Source organism: Corynebacterium sp. 22-2729 (assembly GCF_053479475.1).
Map to the genome: position 1 here is coordinate 151,876 of NZ_JBRBCA010000001.1, position 15,984 is coordinate 167,859.

Here is a 15,984-nt window from a genome sequence, read left to right on the forward strand (position 1 = left end):
AACAAGATATGACCGAACTGAAGAAGACAGCGCTGTACCAAGTACACAAGAAGCTGGACGCTCGCTTCACCGATTTCGGCGGTTGGGATATGCCGCTGAAGTACAGCAGCGAACTTGATGAGCACCACGCAGTGCGTAAGTCCGTGGGCGTATTCGATCTTTCCCACATGGGCGAGGTACGCGTGACTGGACCGCAGGCGGCGGAGTACCTGGATCACGCGCTAATCTCCAAGCTGTCCGCGGTGAAGATCGGCAAGGCGAAGTACTCGATGATCTGCACCGAATCCGGTGGCATTATCGACGATCTGATTACTTACCGCCTGGGGGATAATGAGTTCCTGATCGTGCCGAATGCAGGCAATGTGGATAACGTAGTTTCCGCACTTCAGAGCCGTACCGAAGGTTTCGATGTAGAGGTTGAAAACGAGTCGGAGAAGACCTCTATGGTCGCCGTACAGGGGCCGAAGGCCGCGCAGGCGATGCTGGAAATCGTAGACAACGTGGTAGAGGCTCCTGAAGCATCCGGTGCGGGCGAGACCGTGGCAGAGGCCATCGAGGGGCTGGGCTACTACGCGGCATTCCAGGGGATTGCCGCAGGCCAGCCGGTACTGGTTGCGCGCACTGGCTACACAGGCGAGGACGGCTTTGAGCTGATCGTGGACAACGATGGCGCGGAGGCTGTGTGGACGAAGGCTATGGACGTGGCCGCGCAGCTGGGCGGCCTGCCATGCGGCCTGGCGTGCCGCGACACTCTGCGCTTGGAGGCGGGCATGCCTCTGTACGGCCACGAGCTGTCGCTGAAGCTGACGCCGGTTGATGCAGGGCTGGGTATTCTTGCTGCGACGAAGTCCAAGGATTCTTTCGTTGGTCGCGACGCCATCGTTTCCGCTAAGGACAAGGGCACCCAGCAGACCCTGATCGGTTTGGTGGGCGAAGGCCGCCGCGCTGCCCGCGAGGGATACGAGGTGTACGCAGCGGAAGGCGAGACCACGATTGGTTCCGTGACCTCCGGCGCGCTGTCGCCGACGCTGGGACACCCGGTGGCTATGGCGTATGTCTCGAAGGCTGCTGTGAATTCCGGTGCGGCTGCCGAGGGTGCAACTGTTGAGGTAGATATTCGCGGTAAGCGCTTCGAATACAAGGTTGTGGCGCTGCCGTTCTACTCCCGGGAAAAGTAACGAAAAAGGGTTGTCTGTCCGCTGGTGTATGGTTTGGGCAGATAACCACAAATAACCGCAAAAGTTTGAAAAAGAGAGGCTAAAAACAATGACTGCACTGCCAACTGATTTCCTGTACTCCGAGGAGCACGAGTGGGTTAACACCTCCGCCGTTGTGGAGGGCGAGACCGTGCGCGTGGGTATCACCCACATCGCCGCTGAGGCACTGGGCGACATCGTTTTCGTTGAACTACCTGAAGTCGGCACCGAGGTTGAGGCTGGCGAGGCTTTCGGTGAGGTCGAGTCCACCAAGTCCGTATCTGATATTTACGCTCCCGTTTCCGGCGAGGTTGTAGCTATCAACGAGGAGCTGGAGGATAACGCTGGCCTGATCAACGAGGATCCCTACGGCGAGGGTTGGCTGTACGAGGTAAAGGTCACCGAGTCCGGTGATCTGATGGACGCTGAGGCTTACCAGGCGGCTAACGAGTAAGTCAGCTCTTAGTACTCAGTACTCCAACTCCTCAGCTTTCCTCACAGTCTCTATGGGCGGTTCCATCTTCGCGTTACTCCTCGGCTTGGCCTTATTGGGCCTCGCCGTGTGGTTATTGCTGCGCGCAAAAAAGGCCGAGGGCGCAGGCTCTGGCGTAGAGCAGGCCGCAGAAGGTGCAGTACACACCGAAGACCCAGAGGGCTTGGAAAAGGGCTTGGAAAACGAGGAGTACGAGGACTACGAGGAATACTCGGACTTTGAGGATTACGGGTACGACGGGGATTACCCGGAAGACGAGTACTGGGAGGACGACCCGGATTACGGGGACGCTGTAGACAGCACCGACAACCCAGACGGTGAAGAGTGGTCTGAGGCGTGGGATGGCCCCCAGTTTGACGACTGGTCTGGGGAAGAGGAAACGCCTGAAAAGGAACCTGTTCCCGCGCGCTCGTCCGCTCCCGCGCCAGCGATGGCGGCTTTCGGTTTTCCCCGCAGGCGGCGTCGTCAATGGGCAGCCGACAACGGCTTCGAATACACAAAGGAAGACAGTGAGGTTGCGCGGGACTGGCCCGTCACCATCACCGGCGACCACCAGCGCGGGGTGCCAACCTTGCGAGAGGTTGTGAGCGGGTTTATCGACGGGCACCAGGTGCATATCGGTGACCTCGGTTCTTCCACGTTGATGGCTATGCGGCGAGTGGAAGAATCACCAGTTCAGGTGCTTTATTCAGCAGGGGGAGCGCAACCTGCGGGCATGCGGCGAACCGACTTGCTGGATCAGCCGCCATTCGCGGCTTACACCACCGACGTCCGCGCGCTCGACCGCATGCTGGATGCCCGCGTGGAGGATGCTCTGGCCACACTTTCGCAGGTAGCGACGGATGTGGCATGGGGGCAGAATTGGACGGTAGTGCGGGTCTCCCGGAAACTAGATTTCCACGTGTGGCAGGCGATCTTCCCACAGCTGCGCTCGCTGGTGGATGCCGCGATGGTGCTACCCCCGGCACATACCAGTGCCCCGTTGGAAATGTTCGTGGCCGATCAGCTGCGACCACTGCCCGGCGGGCCACTGCAAGTGCACACCACCGATCCGGTGAACCAGGAAGCGATTGAGGAGCAGGCGGCAGAGACCTCCTCTCGTCGCGCGCACCTGCGGGCCGTTCCCGATGGCAATACAAGCAGTGCGGGCGAGGGCGCTGCTGAAGGCGAGGAAGCCGACACGACCGCCGCGCACTCCGAGGTGCCGAACCCAGAACGCCCCGACATCACTCGCCCCGCTGAGCCGGTGGCGTTCCCCTCCCGAACTCATGCGCGTTGGGAAGGCGGGGATACGGAGAGCTTCGAAAGCTTCGCCGTTGGCGACTATGACGACGCAGATGCGGATGACGACCCACACGCAGGGCGCCGGCGCCGCCGCGATGGAGGCATCCCGCGACTGGGCGAAGATCCGGAGCACATGAGCTCCCACTTTTCTCAATACGCGCGGGTCATCCGCGATGATGCGGAAGAAGCCACAATTTTTGATGAGCTTGAGGACTTCGATGAGTTCGCGGAAGTCGAGGAGACTAAGTCCACTGCAGTGCGTTTGTCTCCTGTGACGCAACGGCGGCGGAGCAGGGGGCGTCATCGGGCGCCAGAAGCACGCCACGCCCGCCCCGAACCTATCGAACCGATCGAGTACGAAACCGTCGACGGCGAGATCGTCGAAGACGACCAGCAGTGACCAGCAGTAACCAGCAGCAACCAAAAGGAGAAACCGCAATGATTGATGAAGCTAAGAAGCAGCGCCTTGCTGAACTCGTGAAAGAGCTGGCGGTCGTACACGGGCGTGTAACGCTTTCCTCCGGCAAGGAGGCCGACTACTACGTTGACCTGCGTCGCGCTACCTTGCACCACGAGGCGTCTCCACTGATCGGAGAGCTGCTGCGTGAACTGACTGCAGACTGGGATTACGCGCACGTCGGCGGACTAACTCTTGGCGCGGACCCGGTGGCGACGGCGATCATGCACGCAGATGGGGAATCCATCGACGCTTTTGTCGTGCGCAAGGAGGCTAAGAAGCACGGCATGCAGCGCCGTATCGAGGGGCCGGACATTGAAGGCAAGCGAGTGCTCGTCGTCGAGGACACGACGACTACCGGTAATTCGCCGCTGACAGCAGTTGCCGCAGCTCGCGAGGCCGGCGCGACTGTTGTAGGCGTGGCCACCGTTGTGGATCGCGCGACGGGTGCCAAGGATGTTATTGAGGCCGAGGGTGTTGAGTACCGCTCGCTGCTGGGTCTGTCCGACCTGGGGCTTGCTTAGTTTTTTCTATGACGCCCACTTCACCCGAAGCACACGATAAGCCCGGACCGACGGAGTGGCTGGAGCATCCCCGTGGCGTATGCCGCTGGGAAGATGAGTATCCCGACCAGCCCCGTCCGACGGATCCGCGCTTCGACCCCGAACTGCTGGATACCGGGGACACACGCAACGTGGTTGACGCATACCGCTATTGGCGGCAGTCCGCGATCATTGAGGACATTGATACGCGGCGGCACGCGCTGCATATCGCCATCGAGAACTTCGAAAACGACTCGAATATTGGCACGGTTGTGCGCACCGCCAATGCGTTTGCGGTGGATACCGTGCATATCGTCGGGCGGCGGCGCTGGAACAGGCGCGGAGCGATGGTCACCGACCGCTACCAGCACTTACAACATCATGCGACGGTTGCGGATGTGTTGGAGTTCGCTGCCCGGGAGGGGCTAACTGTGGTGGCAGTGGATAACACCCCGGGGTGCGTTCCGCTGGAAACTGCGGAACTGCCGGAGCGCTGCCTGCTGCTGTTTGGCCAAGAGGGGCCGGGTGTTTCCCAGGAGGCGCAGGACGCTGCCCGCATGACGGTGTCGATTGCACAGTTCGGCTCGACGCGGTCCATTAATGCCGGTGTGGCGGCGGGGATTGCGATGCATACATGGATCCGCCAGCATGCGGACCTGGATAAGGCCTGGTAGCTGGGGCCATTTGGCCGTCTTGGGGGGGGATGTCGTTGAATCGGGAATCTGCTGGTTGTGCAGGCTGGTTGGCACAAAGCGTTAGCGCCGTGACCTGCATGTTTGTGTAGTTGAAAGAGATTGTCTTTAACGCATTCCCGTTCTAGCGACATTTTCCTCTGTGAAGAGGCTGTGATGAGGGCTGGGAAGCAGGGATTGCGGGCATGCAGCAGTAGACAGCAGCATGCAGCAGCGGAGAGCCTGTAGATAGACTGGTCTGCAGTGGAAGCCGGGGCACTACGGCGGAACAGCAGAAGTGCGACAACCTAGTGAGGTGTGCAGAAGTGTTCAAACTTCCAGACAAGCGAGAGAAAAGCGACGTCAAGGCTGCCGCTGGTGACAAGGAAACTGCAGCCGCAGCCGATCCCAAGCAGCAGCTCTTGGAACTCTGGGATCACCGCGCAGACCTGGCCTACCAGGCGATTAACGAGCGCCACGCCAGCCGGCTCTGGGGTATCCCGCGGACCACGCTGGGCGTCATCGCCTGGCCACCGACCACCCGCGACCGCATGTTCGTCCGTTGGCACTACTGGTGGCAAGCCCATTACATCGACAACGTCATCGATGCTGCTCTCCGCCGCCCCACCAGCTCGCGGATCCGCGCCATTCAGCGCCACATCCGCGCCATGCGGCTCCGCAACATCAGCCGCCTGACCGCCAACCACTATTACGATGACAAGGCGTGGCTCGCGCTGGCCCTGCAGCGGGTGCCAGATACCCCCAAAATCCAGGAAAAACTCGGCATCCCGCGCGACCTAGAGCCCCTGATGGAGAACATCTTCGAGGGGGTGGACAGCCTCACCGGCGTGCTGCCGTGGCGCACAAATGAGACCTTCTACAACGTCCCCACCAACGGCCCCGCCGCCATTCTGGCCGCCCGCAATGGAGACATCGACACCGCGGAACGGCTCGTCGACTGGACCTTCGACAGCCTCATCAACGAAGACGGCCTGGTCATGGACGGTATCCACATGCGGATGGCCGGCCCAGAACCCGTCACAGCGGTGCACCCTTATTGCCAGGGTGTCACTCTGGGCGCGCTCGTGGAGCTCGCCCGTGCGCGCAGACGCGCCGCCGGGGTTGGAGATGAAGAAGTCTCAGAAGTGGGCGTCAAAGAAATCACCCGCATCCATGGCCTCCTCCGCGCAATCGAAACGCACCTGACCGACCGCGACGGTGCCATTAACGTGCGCACGGCGGGCGGGGACGGCGGCCTATTTAATGGCATTCTTGCGCGTTATCTTTCTCTTGTTGTTGAGTGCGTTCCGACGCCAGGTCGGCACGGCGCCGAATCTGTCGCCATAGCCCGACGGATTGTATTGGCCACAGCCGAAAAGGTGTGGCGTTACCGGCTAGAGGTCGATGGCCTGCCGGTGTTCTCCGCAGATTGGGGAACGGATGCGACCATGCCACAGTCCGGCGGCTTGGTCGGGGCGACAATTGCCGGGGCAGTATCGAGCTCTGACATTGCAGAAAGGGACCTCTCGGTGCAGCTTTCCGGCTGGATGCTCATGGAAGCGGTAGTACGCACGATCCAGGCGGGCTAGCAGGCAAGTCCGAAGGCTATCCAAGCGAATCTTCCGGGGGAGTAGGGGGAGTATTCACCGGAGGCGACTGCACGGTGTGGAATTTGTCGGCATAATTGTTGGCGGAGACCAACCTGCCTTAGTCAAGGATTTGAAGGAGCATCGAAATGCCTATTGCAACCCCCGACGCCTACCGCGACATGCTGGATAATGCGAAAGAGAACGGCTTCGCATACCCCGCCATCAACTGCACCTCTTCCGAGACCATCAATGCTGCTCTGAAGGGCTTTGCGGATGCGGAGTCCGACGGCATTATCCAATTCTCCACCGGCGGCGCCCAGTTCGGTTCTGGCCTGGCCGTGAAGAACATGGTTGCTGGTGCGGAGGCTCTGGCGGCTTTCGCACACCAGGCTGCGAAGCACTACGGCGTGAACGTTGCTCTGCACACTGACCACTGCCAGAAGGAAGTTCTGGACGAGTACGTGCGCCCGCTGATGGAGATCTCCCGCAAGCGCGTGGAGGCAGGCGAGAACCCGCTGTTCCAGTCCCACATGTGGGACGGTTCCGCTATTCCGATCGACGAGAACCTGGAGATCGCCAAGGGGCTACTGGCGGATGCGCAGAAGGCTAAGATCATCCTCGAAGTTGAGATCGGCGTCGTGGGTGGCGAAGAGGACGGCGTGGAGGCCAAGGCTGGTGCCAACCTGTACACCACCGAAGAGGACTTCCTGAAGACTGTCGATGCTCTGGGTACCGGCGAGAACGGCCGTTACCTGCTGGCCGCTACCTTCGGCAACGTCCACGGCGTGTACAAGCCGGGCAATGTGAAGCTGCGTCCGGAGGTTCTGGACATGGGCCAGAAGGCTGCCGTGAAGAAGCTGGGTCTGTCCGAGGGCGACAAGCCGTTCGACTTCGTCTTCCACGGTGGCTCCGGCTCCGAGAAGGAGAAGATCGAAGAGGCGCTGCGCTACGGCGTTATCAAGATGAACGTTGATACGGATACCCAGTACGCGTTCACCAACCCGGTTGCGCGCCACATGTACACCAACTTCGACGGTGTGCTGAAGATCGACGGCGAGGTCGGAAACAAGAAGGTGTACGATCCGCGCTCCTACCTGAAGAAGGCTGAGGAAGCGATGTCCGTCCGCGTTGTTGAGGCCTGCAACGACCTGCACTCTGCCGGCACCTCCGTCGCAAAGTAAGCGTCGCTGGAGCCATGGCAGAACAGATTCGTCACAGTCGAGATCTCTTCGGCGCAGAGCACCCAGAGGTGCGTCTGCCCAAGGAACTAGCCAGTGCGGTTGCGGTGGGATCATCCGCACAGTCCCGCGAGTCCTTGGAGGCGGCCGTCTCCGCCAACTTGAAGGATTCCGGTGCCTGGGCCGCCCTGGCCGAGGTTCTACTGGCCGAAGGACAGCCCGTACAGGCCTACGCCTGCGCCCGCACTGGTTACCACCGCGGCCTCGATGCGCTGCGCGGTAACGGGTGGCGTGGCACCGGCCCGGTGCCTTGGGATCACGTACCTAACCGGGGAGTGCTCCGCGCAATCGGCGCATTGGTGCAGACCGCCCGCGCCCTCGGTGAGGACGATGAGGTCGTGCGTTGCCTGAACTTGCTGCACGACTGTGATCCTGCCGCAGCTCCAGCCCTGGGGCTGGATGGCTCCGCTGCCTCTTCTACTGAGCGCTAGTGATCCCCCGTAATAGGAAATTGAACAAACGCCGTTCTTTCTCCCAGCCGACGCCCCACCCGGTGGCGCACCGCAACCTGTGCATAGCCGCAGTCGTGGTGGCGATCGTCTGGATGTCCAGCATCCTTTGGCCCGCGCAAACCACCGCATCGTGGCCCTTTGTCGCGGAGATCCAAGCCAGCGCGTGGGTCGCCGGGGTGCTGGCTGCCGCCGGCCTGGGCATTCTGAATTCAGTTCGCCGCGCGGCGCTGTGCGCGGTGCTCGCTGTGCTGGCGGTCTTGATCGTCCCGCGCGTACCTGCCCCCAATTTTTCGGACGCCCACAACTCCACCCGAGTATTTTCCCTCAACACATACTGGGGGAAAGCTGATGATAAGCGAATCGCCCGTGCGATTGAGGAACTTAAACCGGACGTTGTCTTCCTCCTGGAAACGAATGAAGAGGAAGTGGATAGCGTGGCGGAGGAAACCGGCTATCTGCCTTTGACCAAGCCGCGGCCTGGCAACGATCGGGCGGATAATGTCGTGGGCTTGGTGTCGGCGTCATATAAAGAAAAAACAGGGGCGCACGGCAACATGGTGCGGGGGCTGACCCGCTTCCAAACTCCGCGTGTGAATGCGCCGCTGCATGGCAACAGCGAGTTCGTGGGTGTGCACGCAGTGGCACCGGTCAAGGAGTATCGCACGGCGTGGGAGCGCGACCTGGCGAGCTTGAGTGATTGGGCCAATTCCCGGCGCCATCTGGTGCTAGCCGGTGACTTCAACGCTACGCGCAGCCATCCGCGCTACCGCGATTTTGAGCTCAGTGACTGTACTGGGCACCTGGCGCACACGCCGACGTGGCCGGCGGTATTCCCGGTGATTCGGCTGGACCACATCATGACTACCGGTGAGTGCTTGGGTGGCGGGACGAAGCGTATTCTCGGCACGGACCATCTGGCAGTGTGGGCGGATGTGACCACCTAGACTGGCGGGCATGGCAGAACCACAACGGCGGCCACGAACCGCAAAGGAAATGTGGGGCGAGCCGGCCAACCGCCTGCGCCCCGGCGTGCGTGCCGCTGCGCGGAACCTGCGTCGCATTGCTCCTGTGCAGGGCATGATCCGCGTGCGTGAGGGTCTGGTCTTTGCGATCCAGTGTGCAATCGGTGCTGGGCTGGCGCTGCTTATTGCGGTGCAGGTTTGTGGCCACCAACAGGCTTTCTTTGCACCGATCGCTGCGGTGTTGAGTTTGGGGGTTAGCGCAGGTAAGCGCTTGCGCCGTGGTTTTGAGCTGGTGCTGGGCGCCGCGGTGGGTGTGGGTATCGGTGATGTGCTGATTAGCAATATCGGCAGTGGCTACTGGCAGGTCTCAGTGGTGGTGCTGGTGGCAATTTTGGTGGCGACGTTCGTGGATAAGTCCGTCTCCGTGGCTTTTCAGGCTTCCAGTTCTGCGGTGTTGGTGGCGACGATCCTGCCTCCGGGCACCTCGGGGTCTTTCGACCGCATGGTGGATGCGCTGGTTGGTGGTGTGATCGGCATTTTGGTTCTGGCCTTGGTGCCGAACTCGCCGCTGCGCCCGGCCCGGCGGGAGGTCTCCACGCTGGTGTCTAAGGCCTCGCTGGTGTTGGATGATGTGGCTCAGGGGATGGAGGAACGCAAGGCGGAGAAAATTACCAAGGCGCTAGAGGTTGCCCGCGGTACGCAGACAAACGTTAATGCCCTGCTCACGAACGTGGGCGGGGGATCGGAAGTGGTGACGGTATCTCCGATCTATTGGACGGCCAGACGGCATGCGAAGACGATGAACCGCATCCTGGTGCCCGTGGATAATGTCATGCGCAACACGCGCGTGCTGGCGCGCCGGGCGGAGATCATGATGCTGGACGAGATCGAGCCACCGGAGGAGATGATTGAGCTGATGCGTAGCATTTCCAACGAATTGGGGCATTTGGGTGCGTTGTTCGCCGAGGGCGGCACCCGTGGTACGCGCGATGAGGCGGTGGAGATCCCGGAGATCGTGCGCGCCCTACAAAAGCTTGGTGCGGAGGCGGATCTGCATATTGCGGAGGGGACGGGGTTGTCGGGCACGGTGGTGTTGGCGCAGTGTCGCTCGATTATTGTGGACGCCCTGCAGGTCTGTGGCTATTCACGTGAGTCGGCTATGGCGTTTCTGCGGCCGACGGTGGACAGGCCGTGGCAGCCGCCGGAGGTGTGGGACGAGTTGGGGGAGTAGGGCTGGGGCTACGGGTGGAACCTTAAGAGTGGCGATAGTAGATTCTTAGAGAAGTTGGGGAATTGTTACCCACCACGACTTAATGTCGTCTCGCTCTACTTTGAGGAATCTCTTATGATACACCTTCGCTCCCGCCGCGCAATGATCGCTGTCGCGGCATCGGCCAGCATGATCCTGACGGTCTCCGCCGTCCCAAACTCCCCGGTATCCCCGTCCGTGGCGCAGGCTGCGACGGCGAACAAGACGCAGGATACGAAGCTGCCAATTAAGTGCACTGTGTTCGCGGCAGGTGGACCTAAGCAGAAAATCCCGATTATCGGGAATGGATTCCAAGAAGATAGGGAATTTACGGGTCAATTTCATGTGACTATGCCCGAACGAGCTGCAGTCGATGAAGTTTTTGAAGCCGGTGTGAACATTGATCCACTGGCGGCATCGCACCCATTGTTGAAGAAGCTGGGAGGTTCCCCTTCCTTTGCTGAAGGAAATGCAAATAATAAGATTCGGTTCGCCGTGAAAGGCGATGTTGAGCTGGTTGACTCGAGCCTTCCGGCTACTCTAGACAAAGGCGTTCTTACCGTCGAAGAGATGATGCAGCCGAGCAGGTCTGGGGATACGGTAACAATTGCTTTCGCACCGCTGAAACTGAAGTTCAAAGCTAAATCGTCTGGGGCGGTTGAAGTTCAAACTCCTGAGGCCTACAGGACGCCGGATGGTTCTGGCCGTGTCCGTAGCAACAACATGTTTCATGGAGAGGGGATTGCAGGAACGGTCTTGTTTTCGACCCCTGGCTTGCGCATTACTTGTTTGACTGATCGATATACTCGGCTCGGTGTTACTGCCGTGAAACCTTTGGCTGACTTCAACGAACCCAAATACGCGGACATTGAGGTCAAGCAGCAGGATACGGCTACTGCGAAGAACACCGCGCAGGCTCCAGAGGGAACCACTTACAAGGCGGGTCAGGGGGCTCCGGAATGGGCGACTGTCGGCCAGGACGGCACCGTCACCGTTAAGCCTGGCCTGGATGTGGAACCCGGCGACTACGAGGTTCCGGTTGTTGTCACCTACCCGGACTCTTCCGCGGACAATACCGTAGTGAACGTGACAGTGAAGGTGAAGCCCCTGGCGGAACGGCACGATCCGCAGTACGCAGAAGTGACTGTTAAGCAGCTGGATACCGAGACTGTCGAGGCTCCAAAGGATGTCGCCGAGGGCGCAACGTTTGCAGCTGGAGAAAATGCACCGGAATGGGCCACCGTTGCTGAAGATGGCACCGTCACTGTAAAGCCCAGCCGGGAAGTGAAGCCGGGCGACTACACCGTTCCGGTCGTTGTCAGCTACCCGGACCAGTCCAAGGGTGATGTCGTGGTTAACGTCCACGTGAAGGTCACGCACACCAACGAGTTGCACGATCCGCAGTTCGGCGAGACCACTGTCGAGCAAGAAGGCACCGCCACCATCCCTGCCCCGGAGGGACTGCCGGAGGGTGCGAAGGTTACCCGTGGTGAGGGTGCGCCGGAGTGGGTCACCGTCAACGAGGATGGTTCTATCGAGGCAAAGCCCACCTTGGAGACCGAAGCCAAGGATTACACCGTTCCGGTTGTCGTCACTTACGACGACGGGTCCACCGACGAAGCAACGGCCAAGGTGACCGTCACCAAGAAGCCGGACAACCAGATTTACTCCCCGGAGTTTGGCAGCATCACCGTGCAGGCCAACCGTTCCGCAAAGACTCCTGCTATCGAGGGCTTGCCGGAGGGCACCAAGTTCGCCCTGGCTGAGGGTGCTCCGGAGTGGGCGTCCATCGACGACAAGGGCGCTGTCCAACTGAACCCGGGCGGCGAGGTTGATGCGAAGGACTACACGGTTCCGGTTACCGTCACCTACCCCGATGGCACTATCGACAATGCCGAGCTGAAGGTCACGGTCACGGAGCGCGCGATCAACGAGCTACATGATCCGACCTACAAGCCGATCGAGGTAAAGCAGGAAGAGACCGCCACTGTTGCTGCTCCTGAGGGCAGCACTGCGGACGCTGAGTATTCCCTGGGTGCAGGCGCACCGAACTGGGTCACTCTGAACAAAGATGGCAGCCTCGAGGCACGTCCGGGTCTTGAGGTTAAGCCGGGCGAGTACAAGATCCCGGTGACGGTCATCTACGGAGATGACTCTGCTGACCGCACTACTGCTGTGGTTACCGTGACCGTAAAGCCCGCTAACGAGATCCACGATCCGACCTACTCTGACGTGACGGTGAAGCAGGGCGACGAAGTGACCGCTCCGGCTCCGACTGATGTGGCTGAGGGCGCGACCTTCGAGGCTGGCGAGGGCGTACCGTCCTGGATCACCGTCAACCCGGACGGCACCGTAACCGCCAAGCCGGGCACGGATGTAGAGGCCAAGGAGTACACCGTTCCGGTGAAGGTCTCCAACAAGGATGGTTCCGGCGACGACACGACCGTGAACGTCACCGTCACCGTGAAGCCTGCCAACGAGATCCACGATCCTTCCTTCGAGGATGTCTCCGTGAAGCCGGGCGAGACCGTCACCTCCAAGGTTCCGGGTGATACCGGCGAAGGTGCTAAGTTCACCGCTGGTGAGCGTGCACCTGAGTGGGCCACCGTCAACGAGGACGGCACTGTCGCCCTGAAACCGGGCAAGGACGTCGAGCCGGGTGAATACAACATTCCGGTCGTAGTCACTTACCCGGACGGATCGACCTCCACCGTGGAGCTGAAGGTGAACGTAGAAAAGCAGGAGCATCCGGGCGGAAGCTCCGGATCCAGCAACGGTTCCAGCAGCTCCAGCGGAGTCACTGGCTCCAGCCCGCTGGGTAAGTTCTTCGCAGCCCTGTTCGGAACGATTGCCATCGGCGCTGGTCTGTTCGGCCTGTACAACTGGGCTCGCGCCCACGGCTACGTCCGCTAATTGCGGGCGAGCTTAGTTGCGCACGAACTGCCCATCCCGCAGGTGGCGGTAAAACGTCACCGACTTCAGCGGGCGGGGATGGCGCACCCCATCGCGGGTGACTACCAGATCCACCCCTCCGGCCTGTAAGGCCCGACCCCGCAGCACCGTCGGCGAGACGGTGCTGCGGGGTTTTTTCGTGCGCCCGAACCAGCCCTTCCGCGGCAACGGCGGACGCTGCACCGCAGCCAACCCTGGAGCATCCGGAGTGGGCACCATCCGCACACCGTTATTGAAGTCACTTGTTCCGGCCTTGTTCTGCTCAAACAAGACCGCGGAATCAACAATCACCTCGCCGATCATCTCCGCAGTCCCGGAATCACCTTCCGGGCCAGTCACCTCGGCCACTCCCAACGTCACCACGCCATGGTCGTCCCGGATCACCGGAGTCGGCACAGCCGGGGAAGCGAGCGCGAAGGTGAGATGTTGGGCAGGGGAGAAGGTGGGGTCCAACCCCCAAGAAAGAGCGACCGCAGAAGAACCGGTAGGGATAAACCCAACCTCGACCCGCAGGGCATCGATCCGCATCAACTTAGAAACCACAGCGGCGATAGCGGCATCGCTGCCCTGCACGATCACCCGGACCCGCTCGCTGACCTGGTGCGGGTCAGGCTGCGGGGTGCCCAAATGGGGTGCGTCTGGGCGTTGCATCAGCTCATCCAGCGACGGGGTGGAGCCCACCACGAACCGCTCCAGATCATCCAGAAAGCGCAACTCCTTGCGCGTGGGAATAGCGGATACATTGAGGCATTCCACGACCTCGCCCGGCAGCACGGGATCGCGCAAGTGATCGCTGGCGGGAACATCGCAACGCAAGAAGAACAACATAGAAACCCACCATAGCGAGTGCCACAACCACCGGCGAAGTACTAGAATGGTGAAACGTCTAGGTGCCCCGTCCGACCGCCGGAGCGGGGCTACAACCGTGAGTACATCTGTACCAACCCAAGAGGACGTGTTTAAGTTTCCATGGCAGCGATCATTGTCGTAGGCGCCCAGTGGGGCGACGAAGGTAAGGGCAAAGCTACCGACATTCTGGGCGGGAAGGTCGATTACGTAGTCAAGCCCAACGGTGGCAACAACGCCGGCCACACCGTCGTCGTCGGCGGCGAAAAGTACGAACTCAAGCTGCTGCCCGCAGGTGTGCTTTCCGAAAACGCCACGCCCATCATCGGCAACGGCTGCGTGGTGAACCTGGAAGCATTGTTCGAGGAAATCGACGGCCTGGAGGCCCGCGGCGCGAACGCTTCCCGCCTGCGCGTGTCCGCCAATGCACAGCTGGTCGCGCCGTACCACATTGCCATCGACCGCGTGGCCGAGCGCTTCCTGGGCAAGCGCGCCATCGGCACCACCGGCCGCGGCATCGGCCCGACCTACGCCGACAAGGTCTCCCGCGTGGGTATCCGCGCCCAGGACCTGCTAGACGAATCCATCCTGCGCCAGAAGATCGAATCCGCGCTGGACCAGAAGAACCAGATCCTGGTGAAGATCTACAATCGCCGCGCCGTGGACGTGGACGAGGTTGTGGACTACTTCCTCTCCTACGCCGATCGCCTCAAGCCGATGCTGATCGATGCGACGACGGAGCTGAACAAGGCTCTTGACGCCGGTAAGTCCGTGCTGATGGAAGGCGGCCAGGCCACGATGCTAGACGTGGACCATGGCACGTATCCCTTTGTGACCTCCTCGAACCCCACGACCGGTGGCGCCTGCGTGGGCAGTGGCATTGGACCGACGCGCATCACGGCATCCCTGGGCATCATCAAGGCCTACACCACCCGCGTGGGCGCCGGACCGTTCCCGACCGAGCTTTTCGATAAGTGGGGTGAGTTCCTGCAGACCACTGGCGGTGAGGTGGGAGTGAACACCGGTCGTAAGCGCCGCTGTGGCTGGTACGACTCCGTGATCGCCCGCTACGCCTCCCGCGTCAATGGCTTTACCGACTACTTCCTGACGAAGCTGGACGTGTTGACCGGCATCGGCGAAATCCCGATCTGTGTGGCCTATGACGTGGACGGTGTTCGCCACGACGAGATGCCGATGACGCAGACCGAGTTCCACCATGCCACTCCGATCTACGAAACCATGCCTGCATGGGACGAGGACATTACGGAGTGCAAGACCTTCGAGGAACTACCGCAGAAGGCGCAGGATTACGTCAAGCGCCTGGAGGAGCTTTCCGGCTGCCGCATTTCCTACATCGGTGTGGGGCCGGGGCGCGACCAAACTATCGTCATCAACGACGTAGCGGAAGGCTAGGGCTGGCGCGATAACTACCGGCTAGCGGTAGTGGCGTAAAGGGCGCTGCGGTCAGTCTACGAATAGGGATTCATCGTCGCTAGCGAGCAACCGTCCGGCATTTTTGCCGAGCATGAGCGTGTAGATCTGCTCAATATGAATTAGCACCGCCATTTTCGGCGGATTGTGGCCCATTTCATCAGCGAACTTCACTGCTGCTTCCCATACGGGTCCCTCGTGGAATAGCTCTGCAGAGCCGACAAATCTAAACCCGTCTAGTTGGCCCCAATCTACTACCGCTACCGCGGCTTTCGACCCCGCACGAAGATTCTCGAGGTGCTGGCGCCCAGTGTTTTCGTTGTAGATCAGCGTCTCATCATCCCAGACGCGCAGGCTGCGCTTCGGGCCGATATTCGGCAAGAGCATTTCGCCGTCGGTCACCGTTGCCAGATACGGCAATTGCGCACTGAGCATGTCTTTCATCTCTTGGGTGAGCTTCGCCATGGAAGTTTTCCTTTCTTAGTAGTCGAGCGTTGTACGCTGCATACTCTACACAAGAGTTCAATCGAGTGTTACTCTAAAGTTCAATAGATTGAACTTTATGTCTGAACCTTATGTCTCGTCCTCAAGGTTGCGTTTTCCAAGAGCGGCAGATCAAACA

14 protein-coding genes are annotated in these 15,984 nt (G+C 60.6%); 12 read left to right on the forward strand and 2 right to left on the reverse strand.

What is annotated here, in order from left to right; translation table 11 throughout:
• Window positions 1–8: 8 nt before the first annotated feature.
• The 11 genes from gcvT to ACUY2T_RS00685 all read left to right on the forward strand — a co-directional run bounded on the left by gcvT (window position 9) and on the right by ACUY2T_RS00685 (window position 13,046).
• Entirely contained in the window at window positions 9–1,178 is a 1,170-nt protein-coding gene (gene gcvT, locus ACUY2T_RS00635; RefSeq protein ID WP_293790660.1) for a glycine cleavage system aminomethyltransferase GcvT, read from the forward strand.
• Between the two features lie 88 nt (window positions 1,179–1,266).
• Entirely contained in the window at window positions 1,267–1,650 is a 384-nt protein-coding gene (gcvH, locus tag ACUY2T_RS00640; protein ID WP_293790661.1) for a glycine cleavage system protein GcvH, read from the forward strand.
• 52 nt (window positions 1,651–1,702) lie between these two features.
• Entirely contained in the window at window positions 1,703–3,373 is a 1,671-nt protein-coding gene (locus tag ACUY2T_RS00645) for a hypothetical protein (protein ID WP_448306917.1), read from the forward strand.
• Between the two features lie 38 nt (window positions 3,374–3,411).
• On the forward strand, window positions 3,412–3,954 hold the full coding sequence (gene pyrE, locus ACUY2T_RS00650) for an orotate phosphoribosyltransferase (protein ID WP_448306918.1): 543 nt from the start codon (window positions 3,412–3,414) through the stop codon (window positions 3,952–3,954).
• Between the two features lie 8 nt (window positions 3,955–3,962).
• A complete protein-coding gene (locus tag ACUY2T_RS00655) occupies window positions 3,963–4,646 on the forward strand; it encodes a TrmH family RNA methyltransferase (protein WP_448306919.1) in 684 nt (227 codons plus the stop codon).
• A 323-nt stretch (window positions 4,647–4,969) separates the two neighbouring features.
• Window positions 4,970–6,232, forward strand: a complete 1,263-nt coding sequence (locus ACUY2T_RS00660) for a glycoside hydrolase family 76 protein (protein WP_448306921.1) — start codon at window positions 4,970–4,972, stop codon at window positions 6,230–6,232.
• A gap of 146 nt (window positions 6,233–6,378) precedes the next feature.
• The gene (fbaA, locus tag ACUY2T_RS00665; RefSeq protein ID WP_448306923.1) at window positions 6,379–7,413 is read left to right on the forward strand and encodes a class II fructose-bisphosphate aldolase; all 1,035 of its coding nucleotides are present in this window, start codon (window positions 6,379–6,381) and stop codon (window positions 7,411–7,413) included.
• Window positions 7,414–7,427: 14 nt separating this feature from the next.
• The gene (locus ACUY2T_RS00670; RefSeq protein ID WP_448306925.1) at window positions 7,428–7,901 is read left to right on the forward strand and encodes a DUF3151 domain-containing protein; all 474 of its coding nucleotides are present in this window, start codon (window positions 7,428–7,430) and stop codon (window positions 7,899–7,901) included.
• A 20-nt stretch (window positions 7,902–7,921) separates the two neighbouring features.
• Window positions 7,922–8,866: an endonuclease/exonuclease/phosphatase family protein gene (locus ACUY2T_RS00675; RefSeq protein WP_448306927.1), complete on the forward strand. Its 945-nt coding sequence runs from the start codon at window positions 7,922–7,924 to the stop codon at window positions 8,864–8,866.
• Between the two features lie 10 nt (window positions 8,867–8,876).
• A complete protein-coding gene (locus tag ACUY2T_RS00680) occupies window positions 8,877–10,115 on the forward strand; it encodes an FUSC family protein (protein ID WP_448306929.1) in 1,239 nt (412 codons plus the stop codon).
• A gap of 114 nt (window positions 10,116–10,229) precedes the next feature.
• Window positions 10,230–13,046 (forward strand): Rib/alpha-like domain-containing protein, encoded by a 2,817-nt coding sequence (locus ACUY2T_RS00685; protein WP_448306930.1) that lies wholly within the window; start codon window positions 10,230–10,232, stop codon window positions 13,044–13,046.
• A gap of 12 nt (window positions 13,047–13,058) precedes the next feature.
• Here ACUY2T_RS00685 and ACUY2T_RS00690 read toward each other — a convergent pair whose 3' ends face one another.
• Entirely contained in the window at window positions 13,059–13,913 is an 855-nt protein-coding gene (locus ACUY2T_RS00690; protein WP_448306932.1) for a hypothetical protein, read from the reverse strand.
• Window positions 13,914–14,054: 141 nt separating this feature from the next.
• Between ACUY2T_RS00690 and ACUY2T_RS00695 the strand changes: the two genes are divergently transcribed.
• On the forward strand, window positions 14,055–15,344 hold the full coding sequence (locus tag ACUY2T_RS00695) for an adenylosuccinate synthase (protein ID WP_448306934.1): 1,290 nt from the start codon (window positions 14,055–14,057) through the stop codon (window positions 15,342–15,344).
• Between the two features lie 51 nt (window positions 15,345–15,395).
• Here the strand turns inward: ACUY2T_RS00695 and ACUY2T_RS00700 are convergent, their stop codons facing one another.
• Window positions 15,396–15,827 (reverse strand): pyridoxamine 5'-phosphate oxidase family protein, encoded by a 432-nt coding sequence (locus ACUY2T_RS00700; RefSeq protein ID WP_448306936.1) that lies wholly within the window; start codon window positions 15,825–15,827, stop codon window positions 15,396–15,398.
• Between the last annotated feature and the right edge of the window lie 157 nt (window positions 15,828–15,984).

Excerpts from the sequence above, each read along its gene's own strand:
- ACUY2T_RS00690 (WP_448306932.1), bottom strand. The coding sequence starts at position 13,913 with ATGTTGTTCTTCTTGCGTTGCGATGTTCCCGCCAGCGATCACTTGCGC.
- fbaA (WP_448306923.1), top strand. The coding sequence starts at position 6,379 with ATGCCTATTGCAACCCCCGACGCCTACCGCGACATGCTGGATAATGCG.
- ACUY2T_RS00685 (WP_448306930.1), top strand. The coding sequence starts at position 10,230 with ATGATACACCTTCGCTCCCGCCGCGCAATGATCGCTGTCGCGGCATCG.
- ACUY2T_RS00680 (WP_448306929.1), top strand. The coding sequence starts at position 8,877 with ATGGCAGAACCACAACGGCGGCCACGAACCGCAAAGGAAATGTGGGGC.
- ACUY2T_RS00645 (WP_448306917.1), top strand. The coding sequence starts at position 1,703 with ATGGGCGGTTCCATCTTCGCGTTACTCCTCGGCTTGGCCTTATTGGGC.
- gcvH (WP_293790661.1), top strand. The coding sequence starts at position 1,267 with ATGACTGCACTGCCAACTGATTTCCTGTACTCCGAGGAGCACGAGTGG.
- gcvT (WP_293790660.1), top strand. The coding sequence starts at position 9 with ATGACCGAACTGAAGAAGACAGCGCTGTACCAAGTACACAAGAAGCTG.
- ACUY2T_RS00695 (WP_448306934.1), top strand. The coding sequence starts at position 14,055 with ATGGCAGCGATCATTGTCGTAGGCGCCCAGTGGGGCGACGAAGGTAAG.
- ACUY2T_RS00655 (WP_448306919.1), top strand. The coding sequence starts at position 3,963 with ATGACGCCCACTTCACCCGAAGCACACGATAAGCCCGGACCGACGGAG.
- ACUY2T_RS00700 (WP_448306936.1), bottom strand. The coding sequence starts at position 15,827 with ATGGCGAAGCTCACCCAAGAGATGAAAGACATGCTCAGTGCGCAATTG.
- ACUY2T_RS00670 (WP_448306925.1), top strand. The coding sequence starts at position 7,428 with ATGGCAGAACAGATTCGTCACAGTCGAGATCTCTTCGGCGCAGAGCAC.
- pyrE (WP_448306918.1), top strand. The coding sequence starts at position 3,412 with ATGATTGATGAAGCTAAGAAGCAGCGCCTTGCTGAACTCGTGAAAGAG.